The following is a 14657-nucleotide window of genomic DNA, read 5'->3' as shown; positions in this document are numbered from 1 at the left end:
ATTCCACTCTGCACGAAGGCGGTTGCTTCAAATCAATCATTTGTTATAATTAAATACAATTTGTAGTTAAAAATCGGATTTAAGTGAAAATTATAAAAGTAATACTAATAACTCTCTTTTGTTTCTTCTCTGTGCGTGCAGAGCCAATTGATTTTAAAGAAGTAGTAAGAAATAAGAATGTCGATTTCATAAAATTTCCATATCGGATAGCTTTTGATGGAGAACGACTATCTGAAATATATAAGAAATTTATTATTGATGAAGCAGTCGTCAGCATTAACCACGAAATGGTTAAGCGAACAATGAAGGCCAATCAATTAGACTTTTCAAAATTACAAAAGGATACAATTCTCCAACTTTATATTTCTGTCGATTTACTCGATTATAATAAATTCTCAGTTTTCCAGCATAGGCTTAATAAGACAGAACAAATAAGTCAAAAAAGTATGAATAGGATAAAGGAGCAGCTTGGCCAAAAGTCCTTTCGTTCTTCAGTTTTTTATATGGCCTCTTATGGTAAGTTTTCGCAAGCTAATCCATCTTATGCAGATGTTAGCTTTTTACAAAACTCACCAGTCTCATTAGGTCTAAGCTCTGCTTATTATCCAAAGGATAGTTCATATAATATTTCTGGTAGTCTTTATTACTCTTATCTAACGACTGCTGAGATTGACAACTATACTAGTGATGAAGTTAAGGTGGATCCAGAAATTGGTGGTAACGTCTATTTCTCATATCGCTTACAGTCTCCTGCCATCTCATTGTATGCAGGCTTCGATTTTGAAAAGTTTAATACTTTCAATCTTGAAAATTTACAGAAGAACGACCTTGTTACTTTCGATACAAATGAAGTGCTCTACCTCACAGTAGGGGCCTCTCGCTCAATAGAGGTACTAGGACATAGGATTTTTACTAAATTAAGCTATTCACAGTCGCTATCATCTCAAAGAAGCATAAGTTTAGCTAACGCAGAGAATACACAAAGCTTTACTGGTAGCAAAATTCTCTTATACCTGTTTAAAAACGTCGGGAATAATTTCTTTGCTCACAGTTTAATTAAATATCATTGGATGAATGGCCCATCAGATATCACGACACTAAGAGTGGGACTAGGTTTTGGCTATATTTTATAAAATTTAAACTTTTATTCACTAATACCGACAATATATATTGAGGTGTATGTGAAAAAGTATAATTTAATTTCAGTTTTATTTATTGCTCTTATTTTTCAATCTTGTTCATTTGATGCTTCCAAGTTTATTGCAGATGACGATTCAGTAGTTGAAGGGGATACTCTCGTTCTAACTCAGGATGATCTCGTTTTTAACCTTGGTACTGTTAGTGAGAAGAGTGATCTCTTGCGATCGGATACTATTTACGAAGATATTCCAAAAAGAAATATCATTGAAAAAGAAATCTCTTTAAAAGGTCATCGTGCTCCAGCGTCTTCAAGTATGGAATATGACCTATATGTCGTTCAAGAATTTGATACGGCCATGAAAATTGCTTTCTATCTCTACAAAGATATTCGTAAGTGGAAAGAGATCAGAGAATTAAATGGAACAGTTGATATGCATGTTGGACAAACAATTAAGGTTCCAAGAATTCCTGAAGAGTTGGAATATATAAGACCTGAAGGCGAGCCATATTTAATTAAGAAGGATGATACTCTGGGAAAAATTTCACAGGGAGTGTATGAAGGCAATAGTCGTTTCTGGATTAATATTTGGGATAATAATAAAGAGATCATTGACGACTATGATCTTATCTTTCCTGGGTTTACTCTATACTACAAAGACTTTGAGACAGTTCAAATGGAGTATCATGCGGTAAGAAAAAAGTATGATTTTTCAAACCCGAAAAGAAGAGAGATCAGTTCTGAAAAAATTATTAAAAAGTAAGAAAAATAGAACTAATCAAATTATTTTAATCTCCTTGATCGTTGTGGGAGTGGTCATTGCTTCAGCTTTTATAAATCCTTCTAAGGATAAAGCTGTCATTCCTATTCTCCCTGTTCCAAAAGTTACCAAAACAAAAGAGAAGCCTACTGAAGTTGAAGTGGCTGAAGTGGCTGAAGTGGCTGAAGTGGTTGAAGAAATCAAGGTTGTTGAGAAGGTCGAAATTCAGCAGATTGTGATTGAAAGAGGATCTCCTAAAAATAAGAAAGATATGATTACCGAATCCTTTAGTTGGACGTCGCTAAATCAATTATCTAAATCTGGTAAATACGTTGTAGAAGTTCTCAATAGCAAAGATGAAGTAATAAATAGAGAGATCGTTAATCAACGTTCATATGACTTCAAAGAAAACCAAACCGGCCATTATAAAATTAAAATTTCTCATTTTGAAAATGATCAACTCGTTTCATTTGGCGAAAAGAATTTCATTCTTACTCCCCCTGAAAATAGTAAGCCGAAGCAGATGAATAAGTATGTGATGAAGTATAATTCAAAAGATAAGTGCTACCGAGTCGATCTTCCTGATTATAAGACTGCAAAGAAGTACTATATTGAAATTTATCGCGATAGTAAGATGAAGCGAATTGTTAGGGAACTCTGGTCTGATAGGTCTGAATTCTGTTGGCGTAGCACCCGAGATGGACGCTATTACTTTCGCTATAAGTATATCGATTACTGGGGCGGCCGTTCTCAATATTCCGCTACTTCTGAAGTTATTTTTCCCATATCTCCAATGACAAATTTCTAACGGTATTAGAACAAGGTTAATATTTTCTTAATCTTTCTCAATTTGTATGAACTTGGTTTGTCGAGCCTCTTAGATGTTGATAGGTTTTCCCATATCAAAATGTGAATTCTATTGAGAGGGAGGATTTATGCCTAAAATGTTAAAGGGATTACTGTGTTTACTTGTGCTTCTAACGGGGCTTAATTCATTTGCAAATGATCAAACGGATAGTGACCAAACAACTGAGCCAATGCCAGTACCACTTAGTACTGCTTGTATGGTACAGGGAAACTTTGGTGACAACTTACCAGTTAGAATAAAAATGAGTCGTGTCTTTCATGAGTGGGCCAAAAAGCGCATTATTGATAATACAACGATGGAAGAGTGTTATGAGATCGCTGGTGACATTGCCAATCTTGATATCGGAATAAAAGATGTAAAAACGGGTGAGATCATTAAGACTATCTCTGCGAGGCTGTGGTTTAAGAATTTTGAAACTTCTGAATTCATCGAAGACGAAGTATTTCGCGACTTCTAAAACAATTTCAGCTACTTGAGGCCTTTTAGTATTCAAAGGGCCTCGATAAGTTCGTGTGTACCTTTTGTACAGCACTTGTAATGCTTTCAAGATTGAGTGAAATATTCTTTGTTGATGATAATCTTACTTTAGTTCAATTTTAAAATTAAAGGAAATGATCATGAAGGCATTATCAATCGCATTCTTTACTCTATTGATTTCAGCTAGCTCATTTGCTGGTGATCTTGATCTTGAGTTAGAGAAGAAGCTAAATACAATCAAAGAAGAAATTTATCATCATGAGCAAGAGAGTACTGCTCTTAATATTTCAATTATAAAAAGGCAAAAGGCCCTTGATAGTCTTCTTTTAAAAAGGCAGATTTTAGCAGAAGAGACGGCATTACAACATGTTATAAGAAACTTAGAAGATCGCCTTGCTCATAATGACTATTCTGCTGATGAAGAAGATCGTATTCTCGATGCGATGAATACATTACTAGAAGTTAGCGCGGAAGACGGAGAAGATGCCATTAATCGCTTCTTCAACGATCACAAAGACAATAGAGAGTAATATAGTTTTATTTAGAGCCTATTGTCTTTGCCCAAATTTTCAAATGGTGGTAAATAGATGGCATGAAGACTCTTATTTTAGTATTTGCGGCGATTTCATCATATGCAATCAATATCAAAAAATTTGAAATAGACTACCGTGAAAAATCAAAGGAATTTGATGTCTCAATGCTTTCTGGAAAAAAGAAGGGCATTCGCTTCTATCAGGGAACAATTAGCGATACGATTGCTCAGCCTGTTGATAAGGTTCTAGAAACAGTTCTTGCCTTTGATAAGCGTTGTAATAACGAGTACAGGGATAAGCGTACGCTTTCTGCTAAAAATATCTCATGTCCATTCTCGAGTGATTCACTAATCGAATCAGTAATCATTAAAAATCTTAAAGTTAAAAAACTGGATAAGAATGAAATTAAGCGTTTTGTCGTAAAGCGCAGGTCATATAATCGCGGTCTTTATACATATAATGACCTTATTCGTGTCTATCGATATATGGATGGTTTCAAGATCACGATGGAGATGTTGAATGATAAGCAATCTAAGGCCTATATCTCTTCTCCTCTTAGTAATAACAGTGTGATGCAAACCTCTGGTGGGGTTTACTATATAATGCCTGCCTCCGGTGGCAAAACTCGCTATACATACACATTTACTTGTAGCACTGACCATTGGTTACTTAATAAATCCATCACGGTCTCAACATTTTTTAGCAACATGGCCAAAAATTTACGATCAGAGTTTAATACAATTAATAATTGAACAATTGTATTATTTCCACGGCCCTTGAAACACAGCGTCTAGCGTGTTAGAGTCCCGGAAATTAAGAAATTACGCCTATTAAAAATGACGGTCACTTAGTCATTATCCCGCTCTTGTCGAGCAAAAAATCCGTGGCCAGCATTCTAGGCTTGCGTTTAAGGAGTCAAAATTGAATTTTAACGAAATTCCACTTAAGGAATCGCTGCTTCGTGCACTCGAAGATAGAGGGTTCGAAACAGCTACAGATATCCAGTCTAATGCTATCCCATTACTAATTGAAAAAGACACTGACTTTGTTGGTCAGGCCCAAACTGGGACAGGTAAGACTGCGGCTTTCTCTCTACCACTACTTCACCGTATTGATGGAAATGAGAAAAATATCCAAGCAATTATCCTTTCTCCAACGAGAGAGCTTGCTAACCAAATCAATGAAGAGATTAAGAAATTCTCAACTTTTGAAACAGTTAAAACGATGTCGGTTTATGGTGGTACACCAATTGATAATCAAATTAGAAATCTAAAAAAGATTAGACCACAAATCGTTGTAGGTACTCCAGGACGTGTTCTTGACCTTATCGATCGTGGTGTACTTAAACTTGAAAATGTTAAGTATGCAGTTCTAGATGAAGCTGATGAAATGCTTGATATGGGATTCCTTGATGATGTTAAGGAAATTCTTGCTCAAGCAGAAAATAAGAAGACGTGGATGTTCTCTGCAACGATGCCACCTGCAATTCTTGATTTAATCAAAAACTACCTTGATAACCCTGAGATCGTAAGAGTTCAAAAGAAGACTCTTTCAAATGATAATATCACTCAGAAGTTCTACCTAGTACGAGATCAAAACATGAGAGAAGCGGTTTGTCGTCTTCTTGATGCTGTTGAAGACTACTACGGGATTATCTTCACAAAGACAAAGCTTGAAGCAAGCTCTCTTTGTGATGAACTAAACCTAAGAGGTTATCTTGCAGATTCTCTTCACGGAGATATGGACCAGAAGCATCGTGATGTAACAATGAAGAAATTCAAGAACAAGAAAGTTAAACTTCTTGTATGTACTGATGTTGCTGCTCGTGGGATTGACGTTGATCACTTAACTCACGTTTTTAACTATGGCCTTCCACAAGATCTAGAGTCTTACGTACACCGTATTGGTCGTACTGGACGTGCAGGTCAAAAAGGTTTAGCTCTTTCAGTTGTTTCACCAAGTGAAATTAGAAAGATCTCTGCTCTTGAAAGACTAACAAAAGCAAAGATCGAAAGAGAAAGAATTCCAACTGTTGATACTCTTAAAGGTGCAATGGTTCGTCGTAAACTTAATCACTTTGATGAAATCTTTGAAGAACTTGAAGGTGATGACAACCTTGATGAAAGCTTCAATATTTTCGCTGAAAACTTTGATCACCTAGAAAAAGAGCAAGTACTAAGAGCGATGTACATGTCACTTTTCTCTGATAACTTAAAGCGTTTTGAAATGAATCCAATCATTGATATGGAGCCAAGACAAAGAGGTGAGAGAGGAGAGCGTGGTGCTCGTGGTGAAGTTAGAGCTGACAACCGTGGAAATATCCGTTGTTTCGTAAACTACGGACGTGATGATGGAGCTCAAATTAAGTCTTTCCTAGACGCAATTGCAGGTGAGCTTAATATTGACCAGAGAAAGATCCGTAACGTTCAGTTAAAAGATAAATTCTCTTTCATCGATATTCCTATCGAAAGTGGAAAGCTACTTATTAACGGTGAAGAACAAGTATTTATCGGTAATAAAAAGCTAAGATTTGAAGCGACAAAAGAGCGCTCACGTGATGGTGGACGCGATGGTGGTCGTGGTGGACGTTTTGGTCGTGGTGGCGATCGCGGTGGACGCGGTGGTGATCGTGGCGGTCGTGGTGGTTTTGGTAACCGTCGCAACTCTGGACGTTCAAACGGTAATAGAGGAAACTCTCGCAACTCATTCTAATTAAATGAAAAAATATGATGTCATAATCATTGGTGCTGGTGCCGCAGGTTTATTCTGCGGCATTCATGCTGCCAAGAGAGGAAGAAGCGTTTTAATCCTTGAAGGTGCCAAAGGTCCTGGAAAGAAAATTCTTGTCTCTGGTGGAGGCCGTTGTAACTTCACTAATCTTGATGTCACTCCTAATTTCTATGTTTCAAGTAATCCTCATTTTTGTAAGTCGGCCTTAAGCCAGTATACGAATTGGGACTTTATTTCTTTTATTTCTGAACACAATCTAACGTATACAGAAAAGACTCTAGGGCAGCTCTTTTGTGATCAAAAGTCTCGTGGAATTCTCGAGGCGCTACAAAAGTCTATTCCAAGTAACTGTGAATTGAGAGTAAATAGTCGAGTTATCGACGTGGAACACGAAGAAGAGTATGTGGTTTCTTTAAGTGATGGGACAACCTTCTCAAGTGAAACACTTGTTCTTGCAACTGGTGGTCTTTCTTTTCCTGGGCTTGGAGCAACGGATATCGGTTATCGTGTGGCCAAGAAATTTGGTCATAAATTAATCGAGACGACACCTGCACTTGTTCCGTTTACGCTAGATAAGGTTAATGCGAACCTGGCAGGTATTGCAATTGAGTCGGAAGTAAAAGTAGGGAATAAGAAATTTCTAGAAAATATTCTATGGACTCACAAGGGACTAAGTGGCCCATCGATCCTAAAAGCATCGTTATATTGGAATAAGAAAGATGAAGTGAAGATTAATTTTCTTCCTAAATCTGATCTTTATGAAATCTTAAAAGAACATAAGAAAAAGAATCTAGTGAATGCTTTAAAGGGACATCTACCAACACGCTTTGTAGAGCTTTGGCTTGCTCAACATGAGCTTCCTTTAAATAGAAATTGTGCTGAATTGTCTGGGGCGCAAAAAGAAAAACTTATCGAAGTTATGCACCATTGGACTTTTGTACCAAGTGGAACTGAAGGTTACCGCAAGGCCGAAGTTACGAGAGGTGGTGTCGATACAAATCAAGTAAGCTCTAAATCAATGGAGAGTCGATTGCAAAAGAATCTTTACTTTGTAGGTGAAGTTCTTGATGTTACAGGACTTCTAGGAGGATATAACTTCCAATGGGCCTGGTCCTCTGGCTATGTAGCTGCAAAATATGTATAATTTCTCTATGAGAAATAAGAGAAAAGAAAAAGCAGTCGTATTTACTGGTGGTGGAAGTGGTGGACACGTTGTTCCTGCCCTTACTTTAATTGAAAAATTAAAGCAGGATGGAGTAAGGATTTACTATATCGGCTCATATACGGGAATTGAGTCTAAGCTCACTCAGGATAAGGTTAATCGCTATATTGGTGTTTCAACAGGTAAGCTTAGAAGATACTTAGACTGGCAAAATGTGACAGATATTTTTCGCTTAATGATTGGGCTAGTCCAATGCTTTTACTATCTTGCCCATATTCGAATGAGAGCAAATACAATTGTATCAATGGGGGGCTTTGTTAGTGTTCCTACTGTTATTGCAGGAAAACTCCTCGGTTATAAAATTATTGTTCATGAACAGACTTCTCGTGTTGGACTTGCAAATAAGATTGCTTCACTTTTTGCTCACCGTGTATTTGTAAGTTTTAGAGATTCATTAAAATACTTTCCTCAAAAGATTGTTCGTTATTCTGGTTATCCGGTACGTGATGAGTTTAAAACAACTCAGTTAAAAACTCGTACTTTCAAAGGTATTGAATTAAAAGACTCCGAAGCACCTATTTTCTTTATCACTGGTGGGGGAAATGGCTCAAAACTTTTAAATGATAAAATTAAAGAGAACTTGGATTCGCTAACGAAGCAATTTGTTGTTATCCACCAAGTGGGGAGCCAGTATATTGATGAATATAGCTCTCTTGAAAGCAGTCGTTACTATCCAGTTGCTTTCCTTGGTGATGAAATGCCAGATCTAATGAAGGCCGCAAAGTATATTATCTCTCGCTCTGGTGCGGGAACGGTGGCGGAGTTAATTGCAATTGGAAAACCAAGTCTTTATATTCCCCTGAAGATCGCTCAAAAAAATGAACAGTATCATAATGCAATGGAAGCAAATCGTCTTTTGGGATCGGTTGTTATTACTGAAGATGAATTTGGGAATTGTGATTTACTTGAAGAAATTAAAAAGATCCCATCACATGCTACCCCTCAAGATAGGGAGCATGCGAGTGAGATTATATTAAAAGAAATTCTACAGTCTTAGTAGGACACCACGAGACTTAATCGTCTTGATGTAGTTTGAGAAAGGCTTAATCTTTCTTCTTAGATTTGATAGGTGAGTATCAATATTTTGTGAGTTCACATCACTGTCGGCCCAAACTACTTGAGAGATATGATCTCTTGAAAAGATTTTGTTAGGGTTTGAAGCTAATAGCGTGATGATCTTATACTCAGTTGTCGTAAGCTTAATCTCTTTACCTTCAAGAGTGACATTTTGCTGATCAAGGTTGATTGAAAAATTATGATCTTCAAAATTAATCTCATTCTTCTTTTTACGACGGTGCTTACTCTTCTTAGCTTCAACTTTATTCTTAATACGAGCAACTAGTTCATTGATAGTAACTGGCTTAACAATAAAGTCTTGTGCACCAATCTCAAGCCCTTTTACACAAGCTTCTTCAGAAGGGTCTCCCGTTAAGAAGATAACAGGTGTACGAGGAGCTAGTTCTCTGGCCTTGCTGAATAGTTCGAAACCATTCACTTCAGGCATGTGAAGATCCAGTACCATGATGTCTGTTTTATTAGTGTTTAAGAAACTTAGTAACTCTAGAGGGTTCTGAATTAACTCCAAATCAAAATCATCCTCAAGAAGATCTTGATAGTTTTCTAAGTTATCGCTGTCGTCGTCAACGATTGTTACGTGTGGCTTATGTGCCTTTAAAGATTTTGACATGATTCAACTTCTCGTTCTTTAGTTTTGAACTATAACGTATTGATTTTAAAGGTTGGTTCATATGGTCGTCAATAAGATAAATATATGTTCACCGCGTCTTTGGGGAATAATTTATAGAATTTCTTTAATTATAGGTACTTAAGGAGCTGTAATCTTGATAAAAAAAAGCCCCTAGTTTCTCTCTAGGGGCCTATATTCGTAGCTTTAAAAATTTTTAATGCCGACAATTTTGCCTAATCTTTACTCTTTTTTTCTTTTCTAACTACTGAACGTTTATTAGCAGCAAGCTCTTTCTTTCTGATACGGATATTTTGTGGAGTTACTTCAACCCACTCATCGTTATCAATCCAGTCTAGTGCCCACTCAAGAGTTCTTGGTCTTACTGGTGGAAGGATGATATTTTCATCTTTACCAGCAGTACGAACTGAAGTCAGCTGCTTACCACGACAGATATTTACGTTGGCATCGTTCTCTTTCTTACTTTCACCGATAACCATACCTTCATAAACCATATCACCTGGTTCAACAAAGAATTCACCGTTGTTAAGAAGGTTAAAGACAGCGTACCCTGTAACTTTACCAGCTCTATCCGAGATAATAGCACCGTTTTGACGAGCAAGCATATCTCCTGCGTATGGACGGTAACCTAAGAATTCAGTTGAAAGGATCCCTTCACCACGAGTATCAGTCATGAAAGCACCACGGTAACCAATTAGACCACGTGATGGAATTTCAAATTCAATTCTTGTACGGCCTTCACCAATTGGCATCATTGAAGACATGATCCCTTTTCTGATTGAAAGTTTCTCTGTTACAACTCCTGTGAAATCATCAGGAACATCAAGAACTGCTAGCTCATATGGCTCTTGTCTCTGGCCGTCGATTTCTTGGAAAAGAACTTCTGGTCTTGAAACCATTAGCTCAAAACCTTTACGTCTTAGCTCTTCGAATACGATAGCGATTTGAAGCTCACCACGGCCCTTAAGCTTATATACTTTTGCATCATCAGTTGCTTCATACTTAAGAGCAACGTTTAGACGACAAGCATCTTGTAAGAATTCTTCAAGCTTTCTTGAAGTTAGGTATTCACCTTCTTGACCACTCATTGGAGATGTTGAAACCGATACGTTAACTGCAACAGTTGGCGGTTCAACTTCAATTCTTTCTAGTGGGTTTTGAGCTGTCGTTGGAGTGATTGTATCTCCAATATGAACTTCTTCAATACCTGCACAGATTACGATCTCACCAGCGTGAGCTTCGTTAACTTCAACAGTTTGAAGACCTGAGTAAGTTTGAATATTTGAAACTTTAAAGTTTTTAGTTTTACCATCACCGATACAAGTGAATTGTTGATTTTTAACAATTGTACCTTTGTGGATACGACCTACAAACTGTTGTCCTAGGAATTTTGAGTATGTAAGGTTCGATACTAGAAGTTGTAGTGGAGATTCAATATCTCTTTCTGGCTCTGGGAAGTAGTCAGATACCATAAAGTCTAGAACTGGAATCATGTCTTCTCTAACTACACCTGGCTCCATTGCGGCCCAACCATTCTTAGCTGAAGCATAGATGAAAGGGATATCAATATCGAAATCTTCAACTTCAAGTTCAGTCGCAATTTCAAGAAGTAGGTCTTCACATTCACCTTTAACTTCGTCAATTCTTTGGTCTGGACGGTCAACCTTATTGATAATAACGGCAACCTTAAGTCCACGTGAAAGTGCCTTTCTAAGTACAAAACGAGTTTGTGGAAGAGGACCTTCTGAAGCGTCTACTAGAAGTAGTACACCATCGACCATCATTAGAGATCTTTCTACTTCTCCACCAAAGTCCGCGTGGCCTGGAGTATCAAGTAGGTTGATCTTTGTGTCTTTGTAAAAGAAAGAACAGTTTTTAGCTGTAATTGTAATCCCGCGTTCTTTTTCGATCTCGCCAGAGTCCATTACTCTCTCTTCAACTTCAGCGCGTTCGTCAAAAGTGTTTGATTGCTTTAGGATTTCATCAACCATGGTTGTTTTACCGTGGTCAACGTGCGCAACTACTGCGATGTTTTTTAATTTCTCGAATTGACTCATTGTGCCCCTTTCTTGTCTGTCTTATCTGCTTTCTATTAATGAATTTATTTGCTACACAATATATATGATTCAGCTTGTAAATGTAACTAAATCTTTTGGTGGCCGAACGCTTTTTGAAGAAGTGACGTTCTCCCTCAATACGGGTGAAAGAATAGGCCTAGTCGGACGTAACGGAACTGGTAAATCGACTTTGTTTAAGGTTATTACTGGTGTCGAGTCCCATGATAGTGGTGAGGTGAAGATACCAAAATCTTATAAAATCGGTACGTTAGATCAACATATCCACTTTACACATGAGACTGTACTTGCTGAATGCATGTCGGCCCTTGGGCCTGAATTTGAATATGAGACTTATCGTGCGGAAAAACTCTTAACTGGACTAGGCTTTTCTGATGAAGATTTTTTAAAAAGCCCCCAAAGTTTTTCTGGTGGATATCAGATTCGAATTAATCTGGTCAAAACTCTTTTGACTGAGCCGAACTGCCTATTATTAGATGAGCCAACAAATTATCTTGATATTGTCTCACTTCAATGGCTTCGTTCATTTTTAAGAACATTTCAAGGTGAAGTCATTATCATTACTCACGACCGCTCCTTTATGGACTCAGTGACAACTCATACTATGGGTGTTCACCGTGGAAAGCTTAGAAAAATAAAAGGGCCGACAAAGAAGTACTACGAGCAACTTGAGCAAGATGAAATTATCTATGAACAAACTCGTGTGAATCAAGAAAAGAAAATAAAGCACATGATGGACTACGTGGATAAGTACCGTGTAAGTGCCAGGGGTGCATCGCAAGCTCAGTCACGTCTTAAGGCGATTGAGAAAATGCAGGATATGAAGCAACTTGAAAAGATTGCTGACTTAGACTTCTCATTCAATCATATTCCTTGTCCTGGGAAACAAATTATGAAAGTTCATGACCTAAGCTTTGGCTATGGTGATGAAGACTTATTTTCAGGAGTTAGTTTTGAAGTCGACCGCGAAGATCGAATTGGGATTATTGGAAAAAACGGAAAGGGGAAGTCGACTCTTCTCAATGTTCTCTCCCATGAACTTAAGCAAGGGACTGGAGAGATTTGGGAACACCCAAGTCTTGCTCTTGGTCACTTTGGCCAGACTAATGTGAAACGCCTTCATGCGGAAAATACAATTGCTCAAGAGATTCAAGAAGTTAATACAGAACTTCCTATTACAAGAGTAAAGGCCATTGCTGGGACAATGCTCTTTACTGGTGAAGATTCTGATAAGAGAATCTCTGTGCTGTCAGGTGGTGAGAAAGCAAGAGTTATGCTTGGAAAGATTCTGGCAAAAAAAACGAACCTACTTTTCCTAGATGAGCCGACAAACCACTTAGATATGGAGAGCATTGAGTCTCTTGGTGAGGCCATAAACGAATACGAAGGGGCATGCCTCATTGTTACCCACAATGAAGACCTTCTAAGGTCTTGTGTTAATAAGCTTGTGATCTTTAGAAAAGATGGCGCTGAGTTTTTTGAAGGAACTTATGATGAATTCCTTGAAAAGATTGGCTGGGAAGAAGATGTTAAACCAGCAAAAGAAAAGCCTGCGCCTGTAAAAGTGGAACCAGCTAAGAAAGAAGAGCCTAAAGTATCTGGAAATAAATACAAAGAGGAAGAGGTTATGGCCCAGATTGAAACTTTAGAAAAGTATCAATCTGTTCTTGAAGAAAAAATTCAGAATGCTTCAGCGGCCGGTGACACCGATGCAATAACTAGCGCAGGCCATGAGCTTGAACTAGTTAATGCAAAAATTGATGAATTATTAGAGTTACTATAATTACTGTTCTTGTACAGATGTTGAATTTGATGAGTCAGGTGTTCCTGTTCGAATGGCCTTATCTGCTTTGGCATTAGCACATTGTGTGGCATCGTTTTCATCACAAGGGCAGTAAGCCAGAAGTTTTGACTTGATATCAAATTTCTTCTGTTTTTCAGAGTGTGCTTCACAAATTAGCTTCTTAAGACATACTCCCTTATTCGAACAATTAGCATTCTTTCCTTCAAATAATTTTTCATCCGAGTCAAAGTTACAATTGTAATAGATTAAATCGTCAGGAAGAAGTTCTTCTTCTTGTTCAATCTCTTCTTGAATAGGAACAAATTTTTCTTCGTCTCCACCATCTGCTTCACGTGGAATTGATTCCGGAATTGCCACTGGTTCTTTTTCTTCGACCTGTGGAGGTGTCGGTTCCTCAACTGGTTCTTGAACAACTGGAACCTCTGGTGTTTCTGGCTTTTCAAAAATCGTTGCAAGTCTCTCTTTTAGAGCGTTACAGCTGAAGGCCTTCTTAGGTGTACTCTTTGATTCACAAAAACAATTCACATTATCAATGATCTTTTCAAATGTTTCTTTGTTATTGTTGTAGCGTTCCTTTAGAGATTCTTTAAAGTTAGGAACTTTTGCAGAAGCCTCAAGACATTGCGCTGTCGCATGAGCATAAGAAGGTGAGACCTTGATACAAATACCAGCTTCACTATTTCTCTTTGAGTTTCTTGTCGCAACAAATTGTACTGGGTCTAGACTAGAGTCGTAGGCTCCGAATATTTTTGGGTTACAACGGAATAGGTTTTTTCCACCACAGCTATAGTTATTAGTATAAACTTCTGAATCGACACTCTTAACTTTATCAAGTCCCGAAACCTTCCAAGGTGCTTGGCAATAACTCCCTTTTCTTGTGGATGCCCATCCTCCAAAGTAACACATATTATTGCAATCTTGTCCTTCGGCACAGGCCGTAGGAATTAGCATATCCATGACAAAGTTAAATGAATACCTGCCGCCATTTGTACTTTCAACTTTATAAAGTCCATTACGTGATACTTCGGCAAGAGTTTTCAGATAAGCTTCGATAATATCTGAAGTATATTCACTTTGTGGAAGCATCGTTAAAGCTTTCTGATAAATATAATTATCTGAAACTGCAACATCTGTTGTTGAAATAGGGTAGGTTACTTGAATCCCTATTTTTGGGTTCTTTAAAAATGGTTTAACCTTAATATATTTCTTCGACTTCGTTTGAATTAAGTAGTGTTCTTTCGTAACATTAATTAATTTTCCCGTATTATATACAGTCGGAACCGTAAATGCGTACGTATTAAAAATTGAAGTAATTGAAAATAGAACAGAAATTAAAAACTTCATC

Annotated in this window: 13 protein-coding genes; 10 read left to right on the top strand and 3 right to left on the bottom strand. The window is 37.5% G+C overall.

What is annotated here, in order from left to right:
• Nucleotides 1-83: 83 nt before the first annotated feature.
• The 9 genes from ABMA72_RS07465 to ABMA72_RS07425 all read left to right on the top strand — a co-directional run bounded on the left by ABMA72_RS07465 (nucleotide 84) and on the right by ABMA72_RS07425 (nucleotide 8725).
• Nucleotides 84-1133, top strand: a complete 1050-nt coding sequence (locus tag ABMA72_RS07465) for a hypothetical protein (RefSeq protein WP_392857568.1) — start codon at nucleotides 84-86, stop codon at nucleotides 1131-1133.
• Nucleotides 1134-1181: 48 nt separating this feature from the next.
• Nucleotides 1182-1901 carry a hypothetical protein gene (locus tag ABMA72_RS07460; protein WP_392857567.1) on the top strand — a complete coding sequence of 240 codons (720 nt, stop codon included), beginning with the start codon at nucleotides 1182-1184 and terminating at the stop codon, nucleotides 1899-1901.
• On the top strand, nucleotides 1843-2706 hold the full coding sequence (locus ABMA72_RS07455; protein ID WP_392857566.1) for a hypothetical protein: 864 nt from the start codon (nucleotides 1843-1845) through the stop codon (nucleotides 2704-2706). The genes ABMA72_RS07460 and ABMA72_RS07455 overlap by 59 nt, the downstream gene beginning before the upstream one ends.
• A gap of 127 nt (nucleotides 2707-2833) precedes the next feature.
• Nucleotides 2834-3223, top strand: coding sequence for a hypothetical protein (locus ABMA72_RS07450; RefSeq protein WP_392857564.1), 390 nt, complete (start codon nucleotides 2834-2836; stop codon nucleotides 3221-3223).
• Nucleotides 3224-3383: 160 nt separating this feature from the next.
• Nucleotides 3384-3773 (top strand): hypothetical protein, encoded by a 390-nt coding sequence (locus ABMA72_RS07445; RefSeq protein WP_392857562.1) that lies wholly within the window; start codon nucleotides 3384-3386, stop codon nucleotides 3771-3773.
• Between the two features lie 62 nt (nucleotides 3774-3835).
• Nucleotides 3836-4528, top strand: coding sequence for a hypothetical protein (locus ABMA72_RS07440; RefSeq protein ID WP_392857560.1), 693 nt, complete (start codon nucleotides 3836-3838; stop codon nucleotides 4526-4528).
• Nucleotides 4529-4697: 169 nt separating this feature from the next.
• The gene (locus ABMA72_RS07435; RefSeq protein ID WP_392857558.1) at nucleotides 4698-6488 is read left to right on the top strand and encodes a DEAD/DEAH box helicase; all 1791 of its coding nucleotides are present in this window, start codon (nucleotides 4698-4700) and stop codon (nucleotides 6486-6488) included.
• A gap of 4 nt (nucleotides 6489-6492) precedes the next feature.
• Complete coding sequence (locus ABMA72_RS07430) at nucleotides 6493-7650, top strand: NAD(P)/FAD-dependent oxidoreductase (RefSeq protein WP_392857556.1); 1158 nt, start codon at nucleotides 6493-6495, stop codon at nucleotides 7648-7650.
• A gap of 7 nt (nucleotides 7651-7657) precedes the next feature.
• Nucleotides 7658-8725 carry a glycosyltransferase gene (locus ABMA72_RS07425; RefSeq protein ID WP_392857554.1) on the top strand — a complete coding sequence of 356 codons (1068 nt, stop codon included), beginning with the start codon at nucleotides 7658-7660 and terminating at the stop codon, nucleotides 8723-8725.
• Here the strand turns inward: ABMA72_RS07425 and ABMA72_RS07420 are convergent.
• Nucleotides 8714-9415, bottom strand: a complete 702-nt coding sequence (locus tag ABMA72_RS07420) for a response regulator transcription factor (protein WP_392857551.1) — start codon at nucleotides 9413-9415, stop codon at nucleotides 8714-8716. The two genes, ABMA72_RS07425 and ABMA72_RS07420, sit on opposite strands and share 12 nt — an antisense overlap.
• A 233-nt stretch (nucleotides 9416-9648) precedes the next feature.
• Complete coding sequence (typA, locus tag ABMA72_RS07415; protein WP_392857548.1) at nucleotides 9649-11490, bottom strand: translational GTPase TypA; 1842 nt, start codon at nucleotides 11488-11490, stop codon at nucleotides 9649-9651.
• A 64-nt stretch (nucleotides 11491-11554) separates the two neighbouring features.
• Between typA and ABMA72_RS07410 the strand changes: the two genes are divergently transcribed.
• A complete protein-coding gene (locus tag ABMA72_RS07410; RefSeq protein ID WP_392857545.1) occupies nucleotides 11555-13291 on the top strand; it encodes an ABC-F family ATP-binding cassette domain-containing protein in 1737 nt (578 codons plus the stop codon).
• Here the strand turns inward: ABMA72_RS07410 and ABMA72_RS07405 are convergent, their stop codons facing one another.
• Entirely contained in the window at nucleotides 13292-14656 is a 1365-nt protein-coding gene (locus ABMA72_RS07405; RefSeq protein ID WP_393056675.1) for a hypothetical protein, read from the bottom strand.
• Nucleotide 14657 lies beyond the last annotated feature (1 nt).

This window comes from Halobacteriovorax sp. CON-3, assembly GCF_043196995.1.
Taxonomy (GTDB): domain Bacteria; phylum Bdellovibrionota; class Bacteriovoracia; order Bacteriovoracales; family Bacteriovoracaceae; genus Halobacteriovorax_A.
Note: the sequence above shows the minus strand (reverse complement) of the source record. Positions and strands in the feature narration are given on the sequence as shown.

Excerpts from the sequence above, each read along its gene's own strand:
- ABMA72_RS07455 (WP_392857566.1), top strand. The coding sequence starts at position 1,843 with ATGATTTTTCAAACCCGAAAAGAAGAGAGATCAGTTCTGAAAAAATTA.
- ABMA72_RS07450 (WP_392857564.1), top strand. The coding sequence starts at position 2,834 with ATGCCTAAAATGTTAAAGGGATTACTGTGTTTACTTGTGCTTCTAACG.
- ABMA72_RS07445 (WP_392857562.1), top strand. The coding sequence starts at position 3,384 with ATGAAGGCATTATCAATCGCATTCTTTACTCTATTGATTTCAGCTAGC.
- ABMA72_RS07440 (WP_392857560.1), top strand. The coding sequence starts at position 3,836 with ATGAAGACTCTTATTTTAGTATTTGCGGCGATTTCATCATATGCAATC.
- ABMA72_RS07430 (WP_392857556.1), top strand. The coding sequence starts at position 6,493 with ATGAAAAAATATGATGTCATAATCATTGGTGCTGGTGCCGCAGGTTTA.
- ABMA72_RS07425 (WP_392857554.1), top strand. The coding sequence starts at position 7,658 with ATGAGAAATAAGAGAAAAGAAAAAGCAGTCGTATTTACTGGTGGTGGA.
- ABMA72_RS07420 (WP_392857551.1), bottom strand. The coding sequence starts at position 9,415 with ATGTCAAAATCTTTAAAGGCACATAAGCCACACGTAACAATCGTTGAC.
- typA (WP_392857548.1), bottom strand. The coding sequence starts at position 11,490 with ATGAGTCAATTCGAGAAATTAAAAAACATCGCAGTAGTTGCGCACGTT.
- ABMA72_RS07410 (WP_392857545.1), top strand. The coding sequence starts at position 11,555 with ATGATTCAGCTTGTAAATGTAACTAAATCTTTTGGTGGCCGAACGCTT.
- ABMA72_RS07405 (WP_393056675.1), bottom strand. The coding sequence starts at position 14,656 with ATGAAGTTTTTAATTTCTGTTCTATTTTCAATTACTTCAATTTTTAAT.